21 protein-coding genes are annotated in these 17,557 nt (G+C 58.9%); 12 read left to right on the top strand and 9 right to left on the bottom strand.

Annotation, left to right across the window (positions count from 1 at the left end):
* Positions 1-202 precede the first annotated feature (202 nt).
* The 3 genes from ACS5Q1_RS38695 (at position 203) to ACS5Q1_RS38685 (ending at position 2,758) form a co-directional block, all read left to right on the top strand.
* Positions 203-745 (top strand): hypothetical protein, encoded by a 543-nt coding sequence (locus ACS5Q1_RS38695; RefSeq protein WP_473103222.1) that lies wholly within the window; start codon positions 203-205, stop codon positions 743-745.
* A 143-nt stretch (positions 746-888) separates the two neighbouring features.
* Entirely contained in the window at positions 889-1,617 is a 729-nt protein-coding gene (gene mtnN / locus ACS5Q1_RS38690) for a 5'-methylthioadenosine/S-adenosylhomocysteine nucleosidase (protein WP_473103221.1), read from the top strand.
* Between the two features lie 142 nt (positions 1,618-1,759).
* Positions 1,760-2,758, top strand: a complete 999-nt coding sequence (locus tag ACS5Q1_RS38685; protein WP_473103220.1) for an NAD(P)H-dependent flavin oxidoreductase — start codon at positions 1,760-1,762, stop codon at positions 2,756-2,758.
* Positions 2,759-2,905: 147 nt separating this feature from the next.
* On the opposite strand, the gene ACS5Q1_RS38680 is transcribed toward ACS5Q1_RS38685, so the two are convergent.
* Together ACS5Q1_RS38680 and ACS5Q1_RS38675 are read right to left on the bottom strand one after the other, a co-directional pair.
* A complete protein-coding gene (locus ACS5Q1_RS38680) occupies positions 2,906-3,337 on the bottom strand; it encodes a cupin domain-containing protein (protein ID WP_473103219.1) in 432 nt (143 codons plus the stop codon).
* A 76-nt stretch (positions 3,338-3,413) separates the two neighbouring features.
* Positions 3,414-4,736: an adenylate/guanylate cyclase domain-containing protein gene (locus tag ACS5Q1_RS38675; RefSeq protein ID WP_473103218.1), complete on the bottom strand. Its 1,323-nt coding sequence runs from the start codon at positions 4,734-4,736 to the stop codon at positions 3,414-3,416.
* 335 nt (positions 4,737-5,071) lie between these two features.
* On the opposite strand from ACS5Q1_RS38675, the gene ACS5Q1_RS38670 reads away from it, so the two are divergent.
* Both ACS5Q1_RS38670 and ACS5Q1_RS38665 read left to right on the top strand, forming a co-directional pair.
* Entirely contained in the window at positions 5,072-5,320 is a 249-nt protein-coding gene (locus ACS5Q1_RS38670) for a response regulator (RefSeq protein ID WP_473103217.1), read from the top strand.
* On the top strand, positions 5,280-5,624 hold the full coding sequence (locus tag ACS5Q1_RS38665) for a 5'-methylthioadenosine/S-adenosylhomocysteine nucleosidase family protein (protein ID WP_473103216.1): 345 nt from the start codon (positions 5,280-5,282) through the stop codon (positions 5,622-5,624). Before ACS5Q1_RS38670 ends, ACS5Q1_RS38665 begins: the two co-directional genes overlap by 41 nt.
* A gap of 44 nt (positions 5,625-5,668) precedes the next feature.
* On the opposite strand, the gene ACS5Q1_RS38660 is transcribed toward ACS5Q1_RS38665, so the two are convergent.
* On the bottom strand, positions 5,669-6,211 hold the full coding sequence (locus ACS5Q1_RS38660; protein WP_473103215.1) for a YqhA family protein: 543 nt from the start codon (positions 6,209-6,211) through the stop codon (positions 5,669-5,671).
* A 529-nt stretch (positions 6,212-6,740) separates the two neighbouring features.
* Here ACS5Q1_RS38660 and ACS5Q1_RS38655 point away from each other — a divergent pair.
* Positions 6,741-7,532, top strand: coding sequence for a rhodanese-like domain-containing protein (locus ACS5Q1_RS38655; RefSeq protein WP_473103214.1), 792 nt, complete (start codon positions 6,741-6,743; stop codon positions 7,530-7,532).
* A gap of 590 nt (positions 7,533-8,122) precedes the next feature.
* Here ACS5Q1_RS38655 and ACS5Q1_RS38650 read toward each other — a convergent pair.
* The 6 genes from ACS5Q1_RS38650 to ACS5Q1_RS38625 form a co-directional block, all read right to left on the bottom strand.
* Positions 8,123-8,413: a hypothetical protein gene (locus ACS5Q1_RS38650; RefSeq protein WP_473103213.1), complete on the bottom strand. Its 291-nt coding sequence runs from the start codon at positions 8,411-8,413 to the stop codon at positions 8,123-8,125.
* A gap of 206 nt (positions 8,414-8,619) precedes the next feature.
* Entirely contained in the window at positions 8,620-8,790 is a 171-nt protein-coding gene (locus ACS5Q1_RS38645; protein WP_473103212.1) for a NepR family anti-sigma factor, read from the bottom strand.
* A gap of 184 nt (positions 8,791-8,974) precedes the next feature.
* On the bottom strand, positions 8,975-9,433 hold the full coding sequence (locus ACS5Q1_RS38640; protein ID WP_473103211.1) for a PH domain-containing protein: 459 nt from the start codon (positions 9,431-9,433) through the stop codon (positions 8,975-8,977).
* A 619-nt stretch (positions 9,434-10,052) separates the two neighbouring features.
* Complete coding sequence (locus tag ACS5Q1_RS38635; protein WP_473103210.1) at positions 10,053-10,436, bottom strand: response regulator; 384 nt, start codon at positions 10,434-10,436, stop codon at positions 10,053-10,055.
* Between the two features lie 151 nt (positions 10,437-10,587).
* Complete coding sequence (locus ACS5Q1_RS38630) at positions 10,588-10,866, bottom strand: hypothetical protein (protein ID WP_473103209.1); 279 nt, start codon at positions 10,864-10,866, stop codon at positions 10,588-10,590.
* 559 nt (positions 10,867-11,425) lie between these two features.
* Positions 11,426-12,211: a PRC-barrel domain-containing protein gene (locus ACS5Q1_RS38625; RefSeq protein ID WP_473103208.1), complete on the bottom strand. Its 786-nt coding sequence runs from the start codon at positions 12,209-12,211 to the stop codon at positions 11,426-11,428.
* A 404-nt stretch (positions 12,212-12,615) separates the two neighbouring features.
* Here ACS5Q1_RS38625 and ACS5Q1_RS38620 point away from each other — a divergent pair, with 404 nt between their 5' ends.
* The 6 genes from ACS5Q1_RS38620 (at position 12,616) to ACS5Q1_RS38595 (ending at position 17,051) form a co-directional block, all read left to right on the top strand.
* Positions 12,616-12,993, top strand: a complete 378-nt coding sequence (locus tag ACS5Q1_RS38620) for a response regulator (RefSeq protein WP_473103207.1) — start codon at positions 12,616-12,618, stop codon at positions 12,991-12,993.
* Positions 12,994-13,076: 83 nt separating this feature from the next.
* A complete protein-coding gene (locus ACS5Q1_RS38615) occupies positions 13,077-14,231 on the top strand; it encodes a sensor histidine kinase (protein WP_473103206.1) in 1,155 nt (384 codons plus the stop codon).
* Positions 14,232-14,795: 564 nt separating this feature from the next.
* The gene (locus ACS5Q1_RS38610; protein WP_473103205.1) at positions 14,796-15,098 is read left to right on the top strand and encodes a hypothetical protein; all 303 of its coding nucleotides are present in this window, start codon (positions 14,796-14,798) and stop codon (positions 15,096-15,098) included.
* Between the two features lie 269 nt (positions 15,099-15,367).
* A complete protein-coding gene (locus ACS5Q1_RS38605) occupies positions 15,368-16,129 on the top strand; it encodes a LuxR C-terminal-related transcriptional regulator (protein ID WP_473103204.1) in 762 nt (253 codons plus the stop codon).
* Between the two features lie 103 nt (positions 16,130-16,232).
* Positions 16,233-16,622: a hypothetical protein gene (locus ACS5Q1_RS38600; RefSeq protein ID WP_473103203.1), complete on the top strand. Its 390-nt coding sequence runs from the start codon at positions 16,233-16,235 to the stop codon at positions 16,620-16,622.
* A gap of 291 nt (positions 16,623-16,913) precedes the next feature.
* Positions 16,914-17,051 (top strand): hypothetical protein, encoded by a 138-nt coding sequence (locus ACS5Q1_RS38595; protein WP_473103202.1) that lies wholly within the window; start codon positions 16,914-16,916, stop codon positions 17,049-17,051.
* Positions 17,052-17,557: the final 506 nt, after the last annotated feature.

The raw sequence follows: 17,557 nt of genomic DNA, 5'->3' as shown, positions 1-17,557 counted from the left end.
ACGCCGCTCCTCCATCTGCTCGGATGTCAGATGCGTCGGCCGCCAAACGTCGTCATCCATCGCGCGCCTCCTCACGAGGATCGACATCACCCTATGTTACACCACCTCCGTGAAGATCATTAGCTGTCGCTTGGCCTGCTTGTGATAGAATGAAACCGTCCTTGTAAGTGCCAGACCCCATTCTCCTTTAGGAGGAATAGCCATGGCTTACAATTATATTCTTACAGCAGGCCCCACGGATCCTGTGAGTGAAGAGGGAGATATTCTCTATGGCACAAGGTCAACTGACGATCCCAATGACGGGAATGATGTCATCAGGAGCCTTGGTGGTCATGACCATATCTATGCAAAGTTCGGGGACGACATCGTAGACGGCGGACGTGGACACGATTTCCTCGATGGTGGATGGGGCGACGACACTTTCTACTTCGGCTCACACTCGGGATACGATGTCATCAAGGCGCTTGGCCGTGAGGAGGGCAACACGGATACGATTGCGGTCGAGGGCAAGTACAACGGCTATTACGTAAGCCCGATCACGGGCGAGGTCGTCCTCAAGTTCGACCACAATCTAAATGGCTATACCGACGCCCGAGTCTTGCTTGCCGGGGTCCATGAGGACGAATGGTTGACCTTGGAACGGCATGTGATTGTGGACGAAGGAAGCATACCTGTGTCCGTAACAGACGAACTGGCGAGGTGGGATGGAGCCTACGCAGCCTTTAGTCCTCCTGCCATAATTTGAAATGTAGAGATGGCGCAGCCAGTTCATCTCTGAGGGGCGGTCAATCCGCCCTTTTATATATAGCCTCGGACAAGCAGGATCGGCGGTGTGCCGTCGTTGCTAAATCCCCGTCCAGGGTCAGAACTTCGGGTATTACAGCTTCGATGACAACAGGCATTCTCTGTGCGACTCCTGAGGAACTCGACGCTCTTCACCACCGCTTCGAGTTTGACGGGGAGCCGACCACCCTTGCTGGGTTTCAGTTCTGGAAGGGGTATTTCCCGAACCGCTCCCGACCTATCGTCCTGTCCCACTCTGGTATTGGAAAGGTCAACGCCGCCACGCTGGCGACGATCCTATTCACGACCTTCGAGGGCGAGGATCTGATCTTCTCGGGCGTGGCGGGAGCCCTAACCGATCTTGAGGTCGGCTCAGTGGTGCTCGTCACCAGAGGAGCCACGCATGATTACGGGCTCATCAGCAACGGCGTCTTCACCTGTGTTCCGGTCGGCGACCTCCCGCTGCCGGGGATTGCTCAGCCCTTGCGGGACCTTCCGCGTGTCCCAGCCCAGGTTGAGCAAACGTTGGAGAAACTCCGGGACCGGATGGCCGACAAGCTGACCATTCACCTTGGGGCAGTGGTGTCCGGCGACGTATTCATCAACTGCCAGGACGCCAGAGCCCGTCTTTGGGACCTCGGTGGAGACATCGTGGACATGGAGTCAGCGGCGGTGATGGAAGTCGCCCGCCGTTTCGGTAAGGGAGCGTATATCATCCGCACCATTTCGGACGGGGCAGGGGATGACAGCCATCTCTCCTATTCTGAGATGGTGGCCATCGTGGCCCACAACTCGGCACTCTGCGTCGAGGATCTGCTTAGGATTATGCCTTGACCAGAGCATTAGGTGGACGCGGATATCACAGGAAAAGCAAAGTCGGCTCTCGTGCGTACCGGCTTGTGCGGCTCGGTGACCGCAGAAAGCCTTTGGCGCATGCTTTAACAGACTGAGACGAGATCTCTGAGGAGCGTTCACCATGAGAACCAATCTCTGTGAGAAGTTAGGCATCGACGTTCCGATCATCCAGGCCCCCCTGGGCGGGGCGGGTTGTCCAGAGCTTGCGGCAGCGGTAAGCAATGCGGGCGGGCTCGGAATGCTGGCTCTCTGGTTCGTTGATCTCGACGGGGTCCGCCGCCAGATCCGTGAGACGAAGGCGCTGACGCAACGGCCTTTCGGGGTCAATCTGAACCTGACTTTTGATCAGCAGGAGCGATTGGCTGCCTGTCTTGAGGAAGGTGTCTCGATCATCTCCCTGTTCTGGGGTGATCCGGCCCCGCTGGTCGGACGCATTCACGAGGCTGGCGCGGTGGTCCTCCATACAGCGCCAGACGCGGTAGATGCGCGGCAAGCCGTCGAGGCTGGAGTGGACATCATTGTGGCGCAAGGCTGGGAGGCGGGCGGACATGTGCGCGGACAAATGACTTCCCTATGCCTGATCCCGAGCGTGGTTGATGCGGTTGCTCCGACCCCGGTCGTGGCCGCGGGAGGGATCGCCGATGGGCGAGGTCTCGCAGCCGTGCTCGCCCTCGGAGCTTCCGGCGCGTGGATCGGCACCCGATTCCTCGCCGCGAAAGAAGCCGCCATCCACCCCCACTATCGGGAGCTTCTGCTTCAGGCGAACGGGGTGGACACGGTCTACATGCAATTGTTTGATGTTGGCGGGCCAAATGCTCCGCATCGGGTGCTCAGAAATTCAACCGTTCGGGCATGGGAGGCGGCGGGCTGCCCGGCGCCCGGCAGCCGACCCGGCGAGGGAGAGGTGCTGGCGACCTCGCCGTCGCGCGGCGAACTTGAGCGGTACAGGGCAGTCACACCGGGCACGGATGCTACCGGTGACATTGAGGCCCTTTCGCTGTGGGCTGGTCAGGGTGTTGGGCTGGTCAAGCGTGTCCAAGGGGCCGCCGAGATCGTGCATGAAATCATGGACGAAGCGCGGTCGGTGTTCCGGTCCTGTGCGGCGCTTGCAGCCTCATAGCAAGCTGAACTGGCTGTCTCGGGCTTCTGATCGACCCAAGGGCACACGTGTTTAGTGCTTCCGAGCGAGTGCAGCCCTGTTCCGCTTCTGCTCGCCTGTCGGAGCGGCGCGACGGCTCCAGCCATCAAGCTTCGCTGACACGTTCAGTCAGGCTGGCACCAGACCATAGCGAAGCATGATCTCCTTAATCTTTGCCAGATCCGGCTTGCCCGGCACGTTGATCTCTTGGGCCACTTCCTCGAAGTAGCGCCGCCCGATAGAGCCGGGCGTTAGGACGATCAGAGCCCGTGCCGTCTCAGAGTGCAGGTTCTCATGGTGATGGACACTGCCACGGGGCAGGAGGAGGCTGTCGCCTTTCCGAAGCTCGTGCTTCTGACCATCAAGGGTGGTCGTGAGTATTCCCTCCAGTCCATAGACCACTTCATCCACGTCGCGATGATAATGCGGGGCTGGCACCCGCGCGTTGGCTGGGACCAGGAACTCGAACATCACGACGCTTCCCGAGCCTTGGGTTTCATCGACCAAGAAGTGGAGTTCCAAGCTGCCGATCTGCACGACGTTATCACTGCGGCCTTCCATCGGGGGCCTCCATCCCTGTAAGCATCCCCATAGTCATGTTCGCTCTCCTTTATGGCTGAGAAGGCGTCAAAGCTGGTCAGGTCCCCCGCTCGGTCACAGCAGCGAACAAAGCCATGCTCTCACTCAAGCCCTTGAGGGCATAAGTGCCCCGCTCCTCCAGCCGCAGACTGGACCCGGCCACCAGATCGCGCACCGTTCGCGACACGAGCACCTGACCCCCGTCTGCCAGCGCAGCGATACGGGCTGCAATGTGAACCGCGATGCCGCCGATGTCCTCACCCTTCATCTCGATCTCACCTGTATGGACGCCGCAGCGGACCTCCAGACCCAATGCGTGCAGGGCCTCTATGATCGCGCTGGCGCACCGGACGGCTCGGGCTGGGCCATCGAACGTCGCCAGAAAGCCATCTCCAAGGCTTTTGATCTCACGTCCTCTGAAGCGGTCGATCTCGCGCCGAACGATCTGATCATGCTCGTCGAGAAGAACACGCCAGCGCCGGTCACCCATCTCTTCTGCCCGTGTCGTGGAGCCCACGAGGTCTGTAAACAGCACGGTGGCGAGCACCCGGTCGGGTTCGATCTCGCTGTGGGTGCCGGTGAGAAATTCCTCGATCTCATCAGCCACCGGGTCCACGTCGCCAGCCCACATGACGTGATCATGCCCTGGCAACTCCACGTATTTGGCTCCTGCGATATTGGCTGCAAGATAACGTCCTCCCTCGATATTGACCCGTGTATCTCCTGAGCGATGGAGGATCAGGGTCGGAACACGGATAGCGGGCAGGATATGCCGAATGTCGATCTGGCTGTTCATCCGCATGAGCGTGATGGCAGCCGAGGGACTGGCACTCAGCCGCTCGAAACGGCCCCACCACTCTTTGAAGCGTTCGTCCGTAGCTTTGCTCGGTGCGAAGGCGTTCAGACTGGCATCCTTCCCCCACGCTTGCTCAATTCTGTCCAAAAATGACTCGAAGCGGTCCGGCGGCAGCACCCAGGTATGAAAGTGGGCGTAGCTTCCGTAAAGAGCCAGCGACTGAGTTCGTTCTGGGTAGGTCGCTGCAAAGAGCATGCTCATTGCGCCTCCCTCCGAAATGCCGAACAGGGTCGCTCTTCGGCTGTCCACCGCGTCCATGACGGCTCGAACGTCGTCCATTCGTTCTTCAAGGGTGGGCAGGTTCCCAATCCGGTCCGACAGACCGGTTCCACGTTTATCGAAGAGGATGAGGCGGCTGAATGAACTCAGGCGAGAGAGGAGATGAGCTAAGGTCGGTTCCTCCCAGTAGAGGTCGAGATTGGAAATGAACCCTGGAACCCAGATGAGATCGAGTGGTCCGCTGCCGACCACCTGATAGGCAATCCGGAGGTCGCCGCTCTTGGCATAATGGGTCTCAACTGCCATGGCTCGGCTCCCCGACTGGGATATACAGGGTGTAGGAAGCTTACGGCGTTGGTCGCCGCTCGACCTTGTGCTCCTGCGGACCCATCAGACCCTCGGTGCAGTTCCAGGTGAGATTCTGCTGCGGGCTGAGTGTGGTGTCCAGCCTGGATCTGGCGTCGGCGAAATCCGGCAGCCAAGCTTGGCCCTAATGGTTCCAAGAGCACTCGGCAGCAACGGGACTGTCATCAGCCCACAATGAGGAACATTCCATCGGGACTCTCGTTTGTCCGCACCTACCAAGGAGAGAGGCCATGTTGGCGTGATGCCGAGTTCTCGTGGTGGAGGACGAGGCGCTTGTGGCCGCGACGATCAGCGATCTCCTCACCGAGGCTGAAGGAGTACCAGTCGGACCGGCGGCGACCGTCAGCGAGGCTCGACGGGTCATCAAGGATAGTCCACCACTGAATGCGGCCTTGCTCGACGTGAACCTCAGCGATGGTCCCGTCACCCCTGTGCTGGAGGCGCTGAGCGCACGCGGTATTCCAACCGTGGTCTACACGGGGGGTGCTGTCCAGAGGATGTCCGCCGACGCCATCCCGATCTGATTGTGCTCTCCAAACCTGTCGCGCCTGCCCGCCTCATCGGCGAACTCCGGAAAGTCATTGGCAAGTCGGGCCAACTTCCTTCTCACAGTTAACGTGCAAGCAAGCCGTTGGCGGCGACATAGTGGATATGGAGTCCACGGCGGTGCTCGAAGTGGCCCGCCGCTTTGGCAAGGGAGTCTACATCATCCGCACCATCTCAGACGGGGCAGGGGGCGACAGCCATCTCTCCTACGCTGAGATGGTAGCTATCGTGGCTCACAACTCAGCGCTCTGCGTCGAAGATGTGCTCAAGATCATACCCTGACAGGAGCATCAGACAGGCGGGGATGATCGCGGGAGCGCCAGTAATCATTTTTCAGCGAGGTGCTGGGCTGTCTCGGATGATCGCCGAGGCTGTCCGGAAATATCCGGCTGATCATCCAGGTGCGCGGTGCCAAGCAGACGAAGGGCTCCCGCGATCAAGACAATGGCAGTCGGTTTCACGAGCATCTCCCAGGTAATGCGCGTCCCGACCTCCACTACGTCGGTTACGAAATCCACCACCAAGTAGACCAGGACCATCTGGATCAAGGTGATCTTGATTTCTCCGAGACCCTCAATGTGCATCCACAGCGGTGCCTTGGCTCGAACGCTATTGGGAAGGTTAAAGGCAAAGCCGAAGGTGATCGCATAGGCGAACACAATCAGGACGAGGCCAAACAGGAACGCATCCGTGGCTTGCATCACTGTGGCAATGACCGACGTTTCGGTGGCGACGCTCGGCTCAACAACCATCTCCAGGGCATATACCAATTTCAGGCAGCCCTCGAAAAACATCAGCATGGCCCCGAGTGCAGCCCCGAGAGCAGCGACGAGGGTGACCCAGCGCAGGGACAGGATGAAGTGGAGCATCTGATGAGAGAGCCCTCAGCCAGTATCGTGGTCTCGGTACAGTTTTAACATATTAGCCAGAAACCACGCGCCACCTTAGTCGAGACGATTGCAGCAGCCGCTCGATCTTATGCTCCTGCGGACCCATCGGACCCTCGGTGCAGTACCTGATCCGATTCAGCTTGCGCCTGAGAAAGGTGTCCAGCCTGGATCTGAGATAAGGCGAGACTCGGCAGCCAAGCTTGACCGGAGGCATTAGGTAGATGCGGACGGTCACGGCAGAGTTGGGCCAGCAGTAGGTTAGTGGCTCAGGCTTTGCCGATACAGCGAATGCAGCCTTTCTCTTGGGATTGTCGAGGAGTATCATCTTTCGATAGAAACTGTGTTTCTGCTGCCGCGCGTCCGCAGGCGCAATAGCCAAAGATATGGGACGGCAGTGCCTTGACCCACCTTTGAGGGTCACCGTCGCGCCTCGCGTCTGGTCGAGCACAACAGCATCAAGGCTCCTCGATCCACAACAGGCGTCCGCTCCAACATATGGAGGTTGCCTGTGTCCCGCATCTCGATGCTATCCTGTCTCGTGCTGGTCGGCTCTCTTGCTGTTCTTGCCACGACTCCTTTCATAGGACCCTCTCAGGCCCAGCCTGCCTCCGACATCATGAAGGCGACGCTGGCCCAGCCCAAAGAGAAAACAGCCGAGGTTTCGACCGACGAGTTGCGCCAAATCTTGGTTGACGGCAGTGCAACGGTCTTTGATGCGCGCCCGCATCTGGAGTTCGCGGTCAGCCATATTCCCGGTGCCCTCAACGTCGCTCCCAAGGCGGGAGTGCCCATGTCGGTTTACGTTTCCGATATTGCCGAGATCGGGCGCATCCTGAACGAGAAGAAGGATGCCGCCATCGTCCTGTACTGCAATGGCCCGTTCTGCGGGAAAAGCAAGCGGCTGGCCGAGGAACTGAGTGGGGCAGGCTACACGAATGTGCGCCGGTATCAGCTTGGTGCTCCCGTCTGGCGGGCGCTGGTGGGTGTGATGCAGATCGAGCCTGACGGCATTCGCTACGTGCGCGAGGGCGACAAGACGGCGGTGTTCCTGGATGTGCGAACCGCCGACGAATTCAAGTCTGGAAGCATCAGCGGCTCACGGCACCTGCCCAAAGAAGAGGTCGTCAAGGCAAAGGACGACGGGCGCTTGCCCATGGAGGATCACAACACGCGCATCATCGTGTTCGGAAAGGATGCAGCCCAAGCAAAGGCGGCAGCCGAGGAGATTGCCCGAAACGCCTTCCACAATGTGACCTTCTATGCGGGCTCGCTGGCTGATCTTAAACTTGCAGGCAACTAAGCGCGAAAGGTGCTCTGACTGCTGCTGATCCAGATCAGCAGCAGTCGTATAACCATCGGTCCACCATGCCATAGCGCTTTGTTAGACGGTTGTGTAATGGTCGCGTGAGGAAGCGCGATGAAAGAACTTGACACAATCGACCTACCAGACGGGCGTCGTGGCACAATCGTCCGCATCCACTCAGGGGCTCCGATCATCGTCGTCGAAGTCGGTCCCGACCTTCGACTACATCATTGAGGAAAACAGTTTGAGGGAGATCTCACGCATAGCCGTTTGGCCAGAGGGTCTTGTGAACCGTTTGATCGAGGGCAAGAAGGCGGCAGATTGAGAGTGCGAATATTGTCGATGAGGTCACGTATCTAAAGCACCGCCCGGTACCGGTCACGAGGAGGTTCAGGATCTACACGGATAACGCCTCAACGAGGGAGAAGGGCGATCTTGTCGGTTGGACAAGGATTACATTGAACCCACATCGGGCGAATAGGGCCGCGAACTCGGCTTCGGTGCGCTCCCTTCCACCGTCTGAGGTCCCGAGAAGGTAGGCTTCTTCCGTGACCATGATGACCTGGGTTCTGCCCTCCCGGTGCTCCTCACAGCCCAGAGAACAAGCTCCGTCTCATTCTCCGTTGAAGCTGTTCGAGTTTGCGCTGGTAGGGCTCGCGTTCTGCCTCATGGCGTCTCTCCCGTTCAGCCCACAGGGGCTGCTTGACGGCACCAGGGCCAAACCGTTGTACCAGCCGCTCGCGATCACGTTCATAGCGGTACTCGACATCGGCCAGCGCCGCGAGGGTGATCTGAAGCTCATAGAGCAGGTCATCCTGAGACCAGAATGCCTGAGTGGCGACCGACATAATCCGCCGCGTCAAAACACTTGGTGTCATTTTCGACCTCCATTTCAGGTGGGTCGGGGAGCGGCATCCAGCACACAGCCACCACGATCCCGTGGCTCGCATCAATCCAGACGCTGCGCTCGGGCGACCAGTGCCCAACCACCCAGTCGTGCCATTGGGTAAACAGAAGAACAGGCGTCCCGTCCTGTGGGGCTGTCTCCAGTGGGTGCCAGTGTCGAAACGGGGAGGAGAGGAGCTTACCGGCCATGATCTCCCCTCTCATAGACCTCCAGCCGCTCGACGATGGCTGTGAGGTTTTCTGGGAGAGGCATGTGGAGGACTTCGGAGTAGAGGGACCGAAGGTCGCGTCCAATCACTTCAGCAAGCTTTAGGCCAACCCAGCGGTCGGCTGTGGCGATCCATGTCATGCGGCTATCCTCGGGCGAGTGCATCGAAGTCACTGGCCTCTGGCTTATCTTTTAACCAAATTGCTTTCGGACGTTATCGGAGCAGAACCGGCTGCGGCGGTCTTGGTTTCACCTAAGCCATTAACATAGGTTAGAAATTCTTCTGTAATCCTGGAACGTAGATCAGCCTGAACCGTGCAGATCGTCAGCGAACCATGACCTTGTTCCGAAACTCCAGCGGGTGAGCGATGTTGTGCAAAGTCGCGATGCCTTCGCCCGTGCCTCGGACGGTGATTGAGCCGTAGCCAAACAGCCGCCCAAAGATGGATTGGTCCACATCCACACTCTCCACCTTGTCCATGTTAACCTCGGTGGTGTGGCGCTGGATCAACCCGGTCTTGGCGATGATGCGCCGGTCCGTCACAGCGATCTCCGTTCCAAACCGTTTGAGCCAAGCCGGAATGGCGAGCACGACGGCGGCGATCCCGAACACTCCGGCCCCATAGAGCAGCAGGATATTCATGCTCGGGTCAGCGTAATATGAGATCAGGAATATCAGGGCGATCACCAGAGCGACAATGGCATAGAGGTAGACGAACCAGTGAATGTTGGTCTGGAACCGCAGGGTCTCGCCCGGCTGGAGCACCTGCTGGACGTAGCTCATAGTCGCATCTACTCCTGGTCTTGTGATGAGGCAGGATAAACGACAACCGGGGGTGCTACAAAGCTGGGGGTTAGTCGGTGCATCAGGCTATCGCCGATGCCGCCATGGCCAGTTGGAATCACCTTTCTCATGGAACAGCCGAAGAGCCTCCTGCGAAAGGCTCAGAGGAGGCTTGATAGCGGTCGGCTGCACGAGCTTGGGACGGTGCCGGTCCTGCCGCTTGAATGAGCGCAATGCCTCTGCCGAGAGCCTCGGCAGACCCTCAGTGGCTATTCGCTGACACAACTCCTGCAAGTCCTCTCTGGGTCATCGGGCATGGCTGATCCCTCAGCCGCACGAGCACGGAATCGGTATCAGTGCAGAAGGGCAAGGATGGTTCCGTGTTGTCTCCTGCCTACGAAGAGGGACGAGGTTCGCATAGCACCGACAGGAACATCCAGGCTCGGACCGGGCATGCGAGTGGCTGCCAGATCTTGCCTGGGCAGAACAGGTCCAATGGACGAGGCCACGGAAGGGGCCGATCTGCATTCAGCACGGCGGAATGGGCCAGAGAGACTACACTCTTTCCGGAGCAGCAACAGAGACGAACATCCACTGGCTTGATTGCTCCTGACGTTGCCTACTGGTGCGCCGCCACTCTGACCTCGTGCAGCAGCGTATCCTTCGGAAATGGGCGTGGCAGAAAGCACCCGTCTCCCGGAATATCGATGGGGCGTAGATGCCGAAGCTGGCCCGACGTGATTACCAGCCCCACGGAGGGCCAGCGGTCGTGAACCTTTCGCGCAAGCTCCAGGCCCTCCGCTTTGGTCGAGACATCAAGATCGGCGAACAGTACCCGCACATCAGGCCGTGTCTCAAGCGTGGTCCACGCCTCGGGTATGGTATCGGTCGCAATAACATCAAATCCGGCTTCGTTCAGCACAGTGGCCACGCCCGTGCGAACCACGGGTTCGTTCTCCACCAGCAGCACGGTTGTCTTTGTGCCCGCGTCACGCGCTGTCATGTGTCGGTTCCCAGATGCTTAAGAAGATTGCTCGCGCCAATGCTGATCCCTACCAACCGATCCGTCGAACGAGGAGCGGCTGGCCCAAGTGCCTGATGGCTTTTTGCTGAACGGGGTTGAGGGGCTCTATCGGCGTCCAGGGTTGTGTCGGTCAAGCAGCCCGTGTCAGAATCTGCTTCTCCAAGCGTTCAAGGTGTTGAAGGTAGGGAGCCCGCCGCTCCTGATGCCGCTCTTGCAGCTTTCCGATCACTGTCTGCTTCAGCCACTCATCTGCCGAGCTATTCCTGACGGTCTCAATATCACTCTCGTGCTCGAAATCGATGTCGGCCAATGTCGCAAGGAGCGTTTGCAGTGATGGCAGAAGCTCGGAACGGTACATCCGGACCGCGCCGGTTCTGGCGTGAGACTGATGTTCTGTTTTAGTGGGCATGTGTTTCCTCGGCTTGTTCTTGGTTGATGGCGTGCCGGTTACGCGTGCAGATGGGCTGCCGCTGGGTGCCCTGCAATCAGCCTATGGGGGTAATACTTATGGGTGGGCACCCTTTTCTGACCCGCCTGAGATCAAGAAGATGCCGGCCATCGGATGCTCGAAGGGCAGAAGAACCTTGCTAAGAAGCGCCGCTGCGCCAACCGCCACGGTTAGCCCCAGACGACACCCTTGAGGCTGTCTCACAGCAGTCAATATGATCGCTGGCCCGCCACTGCATCTTGACCGTGTTGTGGCAGGGATTGTCCACGTCCTGCTTGCAGAATGCACAGACCATGGCTTACCTCTGTCTCTGCGTGAGCATCTCGGGACACCAAAAAGGTATGGGGACGGGGTTTCTTGTGCCCTTCCCACTTCTTCCTACCCTGAAAGACCTCATCCGTGGGTTCAACGGCTGGATCACCACCCTGGACCGCCTTCGTGAACCGCCCTTCGTGCTTAAGCCCCGGTCCTCTGAGAGGGCCGGGAGCGGACTACCTCTGCCGCTTGCCTGTCCAAACCGTCAGGTTAGGAGCCAGTAGTAGGTCACCTGATAGTAGTCGTGCAGGTCCTGCTCGCTCGCCCGATCCGGCCAGTCCTGACCGCGATCACGGGAGAGACTCGGCGCACTCCGAAGCTGCTCTGCCGTGATCTGGATACGATATCCTCCCAAGCTGAGGTCATAATCGAGCATGCGCCAGGGGACGGCGTACTCGCTCGTGCCCACGCCAAAAAAGCCGCCAAACGACATCACCGCATAGGCCACCCGTCCGCTGATCTTGTCGATCATCACCCGCTCGACGGTGCCGATGCGCCTGCCGCTGCGGTCGTACACGGCAGTGCCTTCCACCCGGTCGCTCTCGATCAGCGGCTTGCCTGAGCGCTGACCAGGATAATCCCTGCCGGTCCTGCCACGATATGGCGCACGCTCCTGGCTTCTGCTCAGACCACCAATGAGCCAAGCCATCCCAAGGCCGACTGCTCCCACTGCCAGCAGCGATGTGAGCGGGGCCTCAGTGAATTGGTGCTCGACGGCCTGTGTGGCTCGCTGATAGTAGCGCTGGGCCTGCGGATAGTGGTCGCCTGCTTCACGGACATACCGCTGGCCTTGATCGTAAGCCTCACGGGCGACATCGGAGGCACGGCCTGCAAGATCAGCGGCGGTGTTCCTCGCCTGATCAACCAAGCTTTCGCCCCCGCTTCCTTGAGGGTTCCCTTGGGCCGTGTCTCTATTGCCACCCGGCTGGTTTGCAGCGTTGGACGGCACGTTTCCAGCTTGCCCGGCTCCCATTCCCTGTTTCTCGTCCATGATCACTCTCCTGTTGAGATGATGATCCGATTGCGGCGATCTGCTCAGGTCTTTCCAACTCTTAGGGCCACCCTTTCGTTCAGCGTGTGCTCGGGCTTGGCTGCGGTGGATCGAAGGTCCGGTTCAACACGCGGTCATACCGCCGCGCTGGTACTGCAAAGCGGAGGCGGGAAGGGGGTTTCCAGGTCTATCGGCAGGAGGTCTATCGGCAGGATTGATAGTCCAACCTCCAGCCATCGGCTGGGCCATTGACCACTACCTTCCTCAACCCTTCCCGCCCTGAATGATCGTGAGCTTCCTCATTATGGGCAGAAGGTCTGGGAAGGGCAGCTAACTTAATACAAGTAATCGTCAAGCTCGCATGTTCAGGATAGATTCAAGCTGGATGGGCGAAGGCTTATCGGATGACCAAGCAGGCCAACGGCAGACCGCTTGTCCTCGTCTTGGAGGACGAAGCCCTGATTGCGCTCAATCTCCAGGATGATTTGCAGGATGCAGGCTATGACGTGGCTGGCCCCTTCACCACCTGTGCTGCTGCCCTGGAATGGCTCCAGACCGAGACGCCTGACACAGCCATTCTGGACGCGGCGCTGAAGGATGGACCCTGCCGCGAGGTTGCTCTGGAGCTTAGCCGCCGTGAAGTGCCGTTCCTAATCTATTCAGGCCATCATGAGGACCGCCAGCTTCTGTCAGAGTTTCAACATGTGACTTGGATCGAGAAGCCGGTCCCTTCTGCCGTCCTGCTCCAAGCCTGCGAGCAGCTTCTGGTCGGCTACGTCTAAATTGCTTGGGGAAATCAGCCACTTCACTTGAACCTACCCGAATTATGCACGTTCTCACGAGTGGTCCCAGCGGTAACTGGCCCGTGTTGAACGATCAACGGCATCCCACCTGGACAGAGCGCGACCGGCTTGCAACCTTGCATAGCTACCGGGTTCTCGACACGCCGCCAGAGCCCGCATTCGACGATCTGGTACAGCTTGCTGCTCACTGCTGTCAGGCTCCCATTGCTCTCATCAGCCTCATCGACGAGCGCAGGCAGTGGTTCATGGCCGAGGTGGGGCTTGGGATGCGCGAGACGCCACTCGACCGCTCGATCTGCCTCAGCGCCATGCTCCAGCCGGGGCTGACCGTAGTTCCGGACCTGACCAAAGACCTTCGGTTTGCCAGCAATCCTCTCGTGACAGGGGAGCCGCGCCTGCGCTTCTATGCCGGGGCGGTGCTGAGAGCCCCCGATGGGGCTCCCTTGGGAGCCCTGTGTGTGCTCGCTCATGTGCCCCGTGACCTCACAGAGGAGCAGGCTGCCACCCTCCCCCTGCTCGCGCGACAGGTGATGTCGCAATTGGAATTGCGCCGTGCCATTGCCGAGCGGGATGAGCGATTGGAAGCGAGCCACCGCGTCGAGCAGCGGCAGTCTTTGCTGGTCCGCGAGCTTCACCATCGGGTGAAAAACACCTTGGCGACGGTTCAGGCCCTCGTTGGAGCCACAGGCCGGTCCACCGGCAGCTTTGGCGAGTTCTATCGCTCGTTCTCCAAACGTATCTCCTCCCTGGCGAAGACCCACAACCTGTTGACCGAGGACTACTGGCAAACCGCGCCGCTGCGGGAGATCGTCCTCAACGAACTCAAGCCGTTTGCTGAGAGCCGAGTGCCCCGCTTCATGCTGTTTGGTCCGCCTGTTGAGCTATCGGCGGATCTGGCGGTGCCGGTCGGCATGGCGCTTCACGAACTGACCACGAACGCCGTTCAGTACGGGGCTCTGTCTGCTCCTGGTGGCTATGTTGAAATCCGGTGGGATGTTGTTGAGGTTGAGGGCGTCCGAAAGCTCCATCTGGAATGGCGAGAGCACGGCGGGCCTCCAGTGAGCGAGCCGCAGCATTGTGGGTTTGGCTCGGCTCTGCTTCAGCGGGTTCTGCCCATGCAGTGTAATGGCAAGGTGGAGGTCCGGTACGACAGGGCGGGTCTGCGCTTCCGGATGAGTGCGCCCTTGGTCGAACAACGGCTGGTCCCACCGTATTAGCGGCCCTGCTTCCATGATAAGTCTGCCCCTCGCGTTGGCCATGAGGCGAGGGAATACGGATAGGCGGGCCGCAATAGAATGTAGGCGGAACGAACTCCTCTTCCCGGCTGGAGCAGGATCAACAATGCAGCGTCCTGCGAAGGCAAAGTGATATCTGCCGTCTAAACCTCCCTGGCCAAAGATCTCATCGGTGATCGACTGCGGCCTGACCTTGAACAATTCAGAAGCCTCGAACAGCAACGGTATTGTTTCGAGATTGAACCGAATGCGTAGATTATCCTGCGGCGGCAAGCTGACTATACAAAATAGTGACTGTCTTTGTCGGGTTTCAGACAGACAGGGGCATCCAACTTCAGTATTTCCCAGCACGCCTTCAGCAAACATCTATCGGCGGGTGACGCCAACCATCTGAACTCTCATCCAGAGGTGTTCAGGAGCCGCAGCATGGTCAATGTGTGCTGAAGTAAAACAGTTTAGGGATGAACCGCTTCTTGAGAATTGGTTCGTGCTGAGCTTAAGCACCTGAACAAGGGTGCGGCTCAGCACGGCCAATCGAGGGCCACAATGCAGAACCAGCAGCATGTCTCGTCTGCGCTGAACCGGCTGATTGTCGGCGCAGAGCAACCCTTCGATCTGCATGCTTTGTGGCAGAGCACATCGCGCACTCTGTCCAATCTCGACTTTGAGCATCGGCATGAGATGCAGCGCCTGGAGCGCAGCCGAACTGATCCCATGCTGAAGAAGCAGATCATGGATACCTTGAAGCGAAGGCACCATGAGCGCCGTCAGCCTTACGTGATGTTGGTTGCCGAACTCCAGAAGCACCTCTCGTCAGCCATGGCAGATGACCTTCAGGCGGCAGGCTGACGATCTTTCGATTTCACCGGCCTATCTGCCCCCACGGGCCGGAACCTTCAAGCGCCGCAGTGGGCGCTTCTTTTTTGTCCCCAACCTCTAACCTGTTCGGCGGTTCACCGCTCGTCTCAGGGCCGGTACCACGCTCGATCACGGAAATGTGATTTTATGCTGCTATCAGGACTCTTTTCAGGTCAAGTTTCTGTCGGCATCCAGACAGACGAAGCTTCGACGGCCTGTGTACGGTCCCTTAACAGGGAAAATCAAACAGGGGGCAACGCATGGCTTCGCAAACACTGACGCTTGTACATGATCGCTCGCCGGATACGGACGCCCCGTCCAGCAGTCTCACTCCAGTGATCCCAACGGCTTTGATCTGCGACAACCGCCTCCTCCGCTCAGGGCTTCAAAACATCTTCCATGGAACTTTGTTTGCTGTGGTCGAGGCGACTTCTGTCACGATCTCAGGACGGCTCCCGCAGATAGCGTCACAGCCTGCCCTGGTCATCGTCGATGCCAATCAGAGCGCCCGTCGCTTGGCCGAGATAGTCAGGCAAGTGAAAGAGCAGTTCCCGCAGGCTCGGATCATGGCACTGGCGGATCAGTTCGATCTCAGCGTGGTGCGGCTCGGGCACGCGGCGGGCGTGGATGGCTTCTGTCTCACAGCCTCTGCGCCAGAGGTACTGATCAAATCGTCGGAACTGGTGATGCTTGGCGAGCCTGTGGTGCCTTGGGCGATCCTTCGCTCTGTCACGGCTGGAACAACCTCGGATCAGCCGCTCCAGAACGACAGTGTAGCAGAGGCGAAGCTGCCTGACTTGGAGGCTTGCAAGCTCTCCGCACGGGAGATGGAAATCCTGGGATGCTTGACGCAAGGGGAGCCCAACAAAGTCATCGCCCGCAAGCTCGACATCACGGAAGCCACCATCAAGGTCCACGTCAAAGCCATTCTGCGCAAGATCGGGGCCTCCAATCGCACCCAAGCTGCGTTATGGGCCTCGCAGCGCCTGCCGCGAAGAGGAGTGCCGAGCCCGAATGTCTGAGGCAAAGACAATGAGGCTTGCGGTTGGCGATGAGGTTCGCGTCCATTTCCATCCACCCGGCCCATGGAGGAGTTTCTCCGAAGGCGTGGTCAGGCGGGTGGACGTGACCACTGAGGCAGGGCGGTTCTTTGTGCTCGAAGTCCGGAATGAGGTCATTCTCGACCAACCGCATCGGATCAGGTCCAATTTCCACGATTATGTCCAGTATGCGTGCCGCAATGACTTCCCCGGTCGGATCGAGGTGCTGACCACCGCAGAACAGGACGTAGAAAAGGAGCCCACGCCTCTTCTAACGACAGCAGCGACACCAGAGGCGACCACGCAAGAAGCTCACGAGCAGCCTGTGCTCGAAGCAGACGCCTGCCACAACCCGGAGGTTGAGCCATCAGCCGAAGCGGAGGCCGACCCCGAGCCGTTTCAAGTCCATTATGAACATGAGCCTGTCCGCAAGCAGGCTGGCCTGATAGCCGCGCTGTTTGGGCGACAGAGATAACAATCACTCGACGCCAGCGACTTACATTTTCCGACTTCAGGTTAGTTCAAATTTGAAGCTGCGGGCTGCCTCGCCGCCCTTCTGGAACAGCCGCATGGCCTCGCGGGTGAACTCGCCATAGCCGATGAAGGTTGGCATCTTTCCTCTCTGCTCGCTGCGTTTGCACGAGCAAAATGATTTTATGGCCTTCTGATCTGGCCCCTCAGATGATCTCCCATACCCACTCAGGATAAGGTGCTTTTGGTCGGCCCAATATGGTTCGCTGCTTCAGACCCTGAAGGGAGAATGTCTATGGCCGGGAAAGCGCGCATGCGACCGTCGTTCAAGAAGCACACCCGCCGCTACAGGGAGGTGATTGCCCCCGCCAAGACACTCGAAGGGCAGAAGAACCTTGCCAAAAAGCGGAGCTACGCCAACCGGCACGGTTAGCCGAACACGATCCCTTTCAGGCTTTTAAGAGCCCTATCGCACTGCTCGATGTGTTCGCTGGCTCGCCGCTGCATCTCAGCGGTATTCTGGCTGGGGTCATCGACCTCTTGCTTGCAGAATGGGCAGATCATCAGACTGACCCTTCAGTTAGGGTGAATATATCGGACAAATAAAGGTGCGGGGCTCAGGTTCCCTCTGCTCAATCACCGCTTCCCACTCTGAATGACCGTAAGCTTCCTCATCATCGGCGGGAGGTCTGGAGGAGGGCGGCTGATAGCCACAAGGTCCGTAAATCGCACCATACATCTGGGATCGTACTGGCCTGGAGGTCGCTCCCACGGGAGGGACTTCCTCGGACAGTCGAGTGCGATCCTGTCGATGAATTAAAGCGTTTTTGGTTTCAGTGTAGGACATAGCCGGCGTGCCTGATCCAGCCTTTGGCATCGTTTGCGGTGATGGTGTCGAGGGCTGGTTTGAGTTCGGCTTCCAAGGCTTCGAGAGTGCGT

It is taken from the genome of Microvirga sp. GN3 (genome assembly GCF_055792825.1).
The sequence above is the reverse complement of the archived record's forward strand: the minus strand, read 5'-3'. Positions and strand labels throughout refer to the sequence as shown.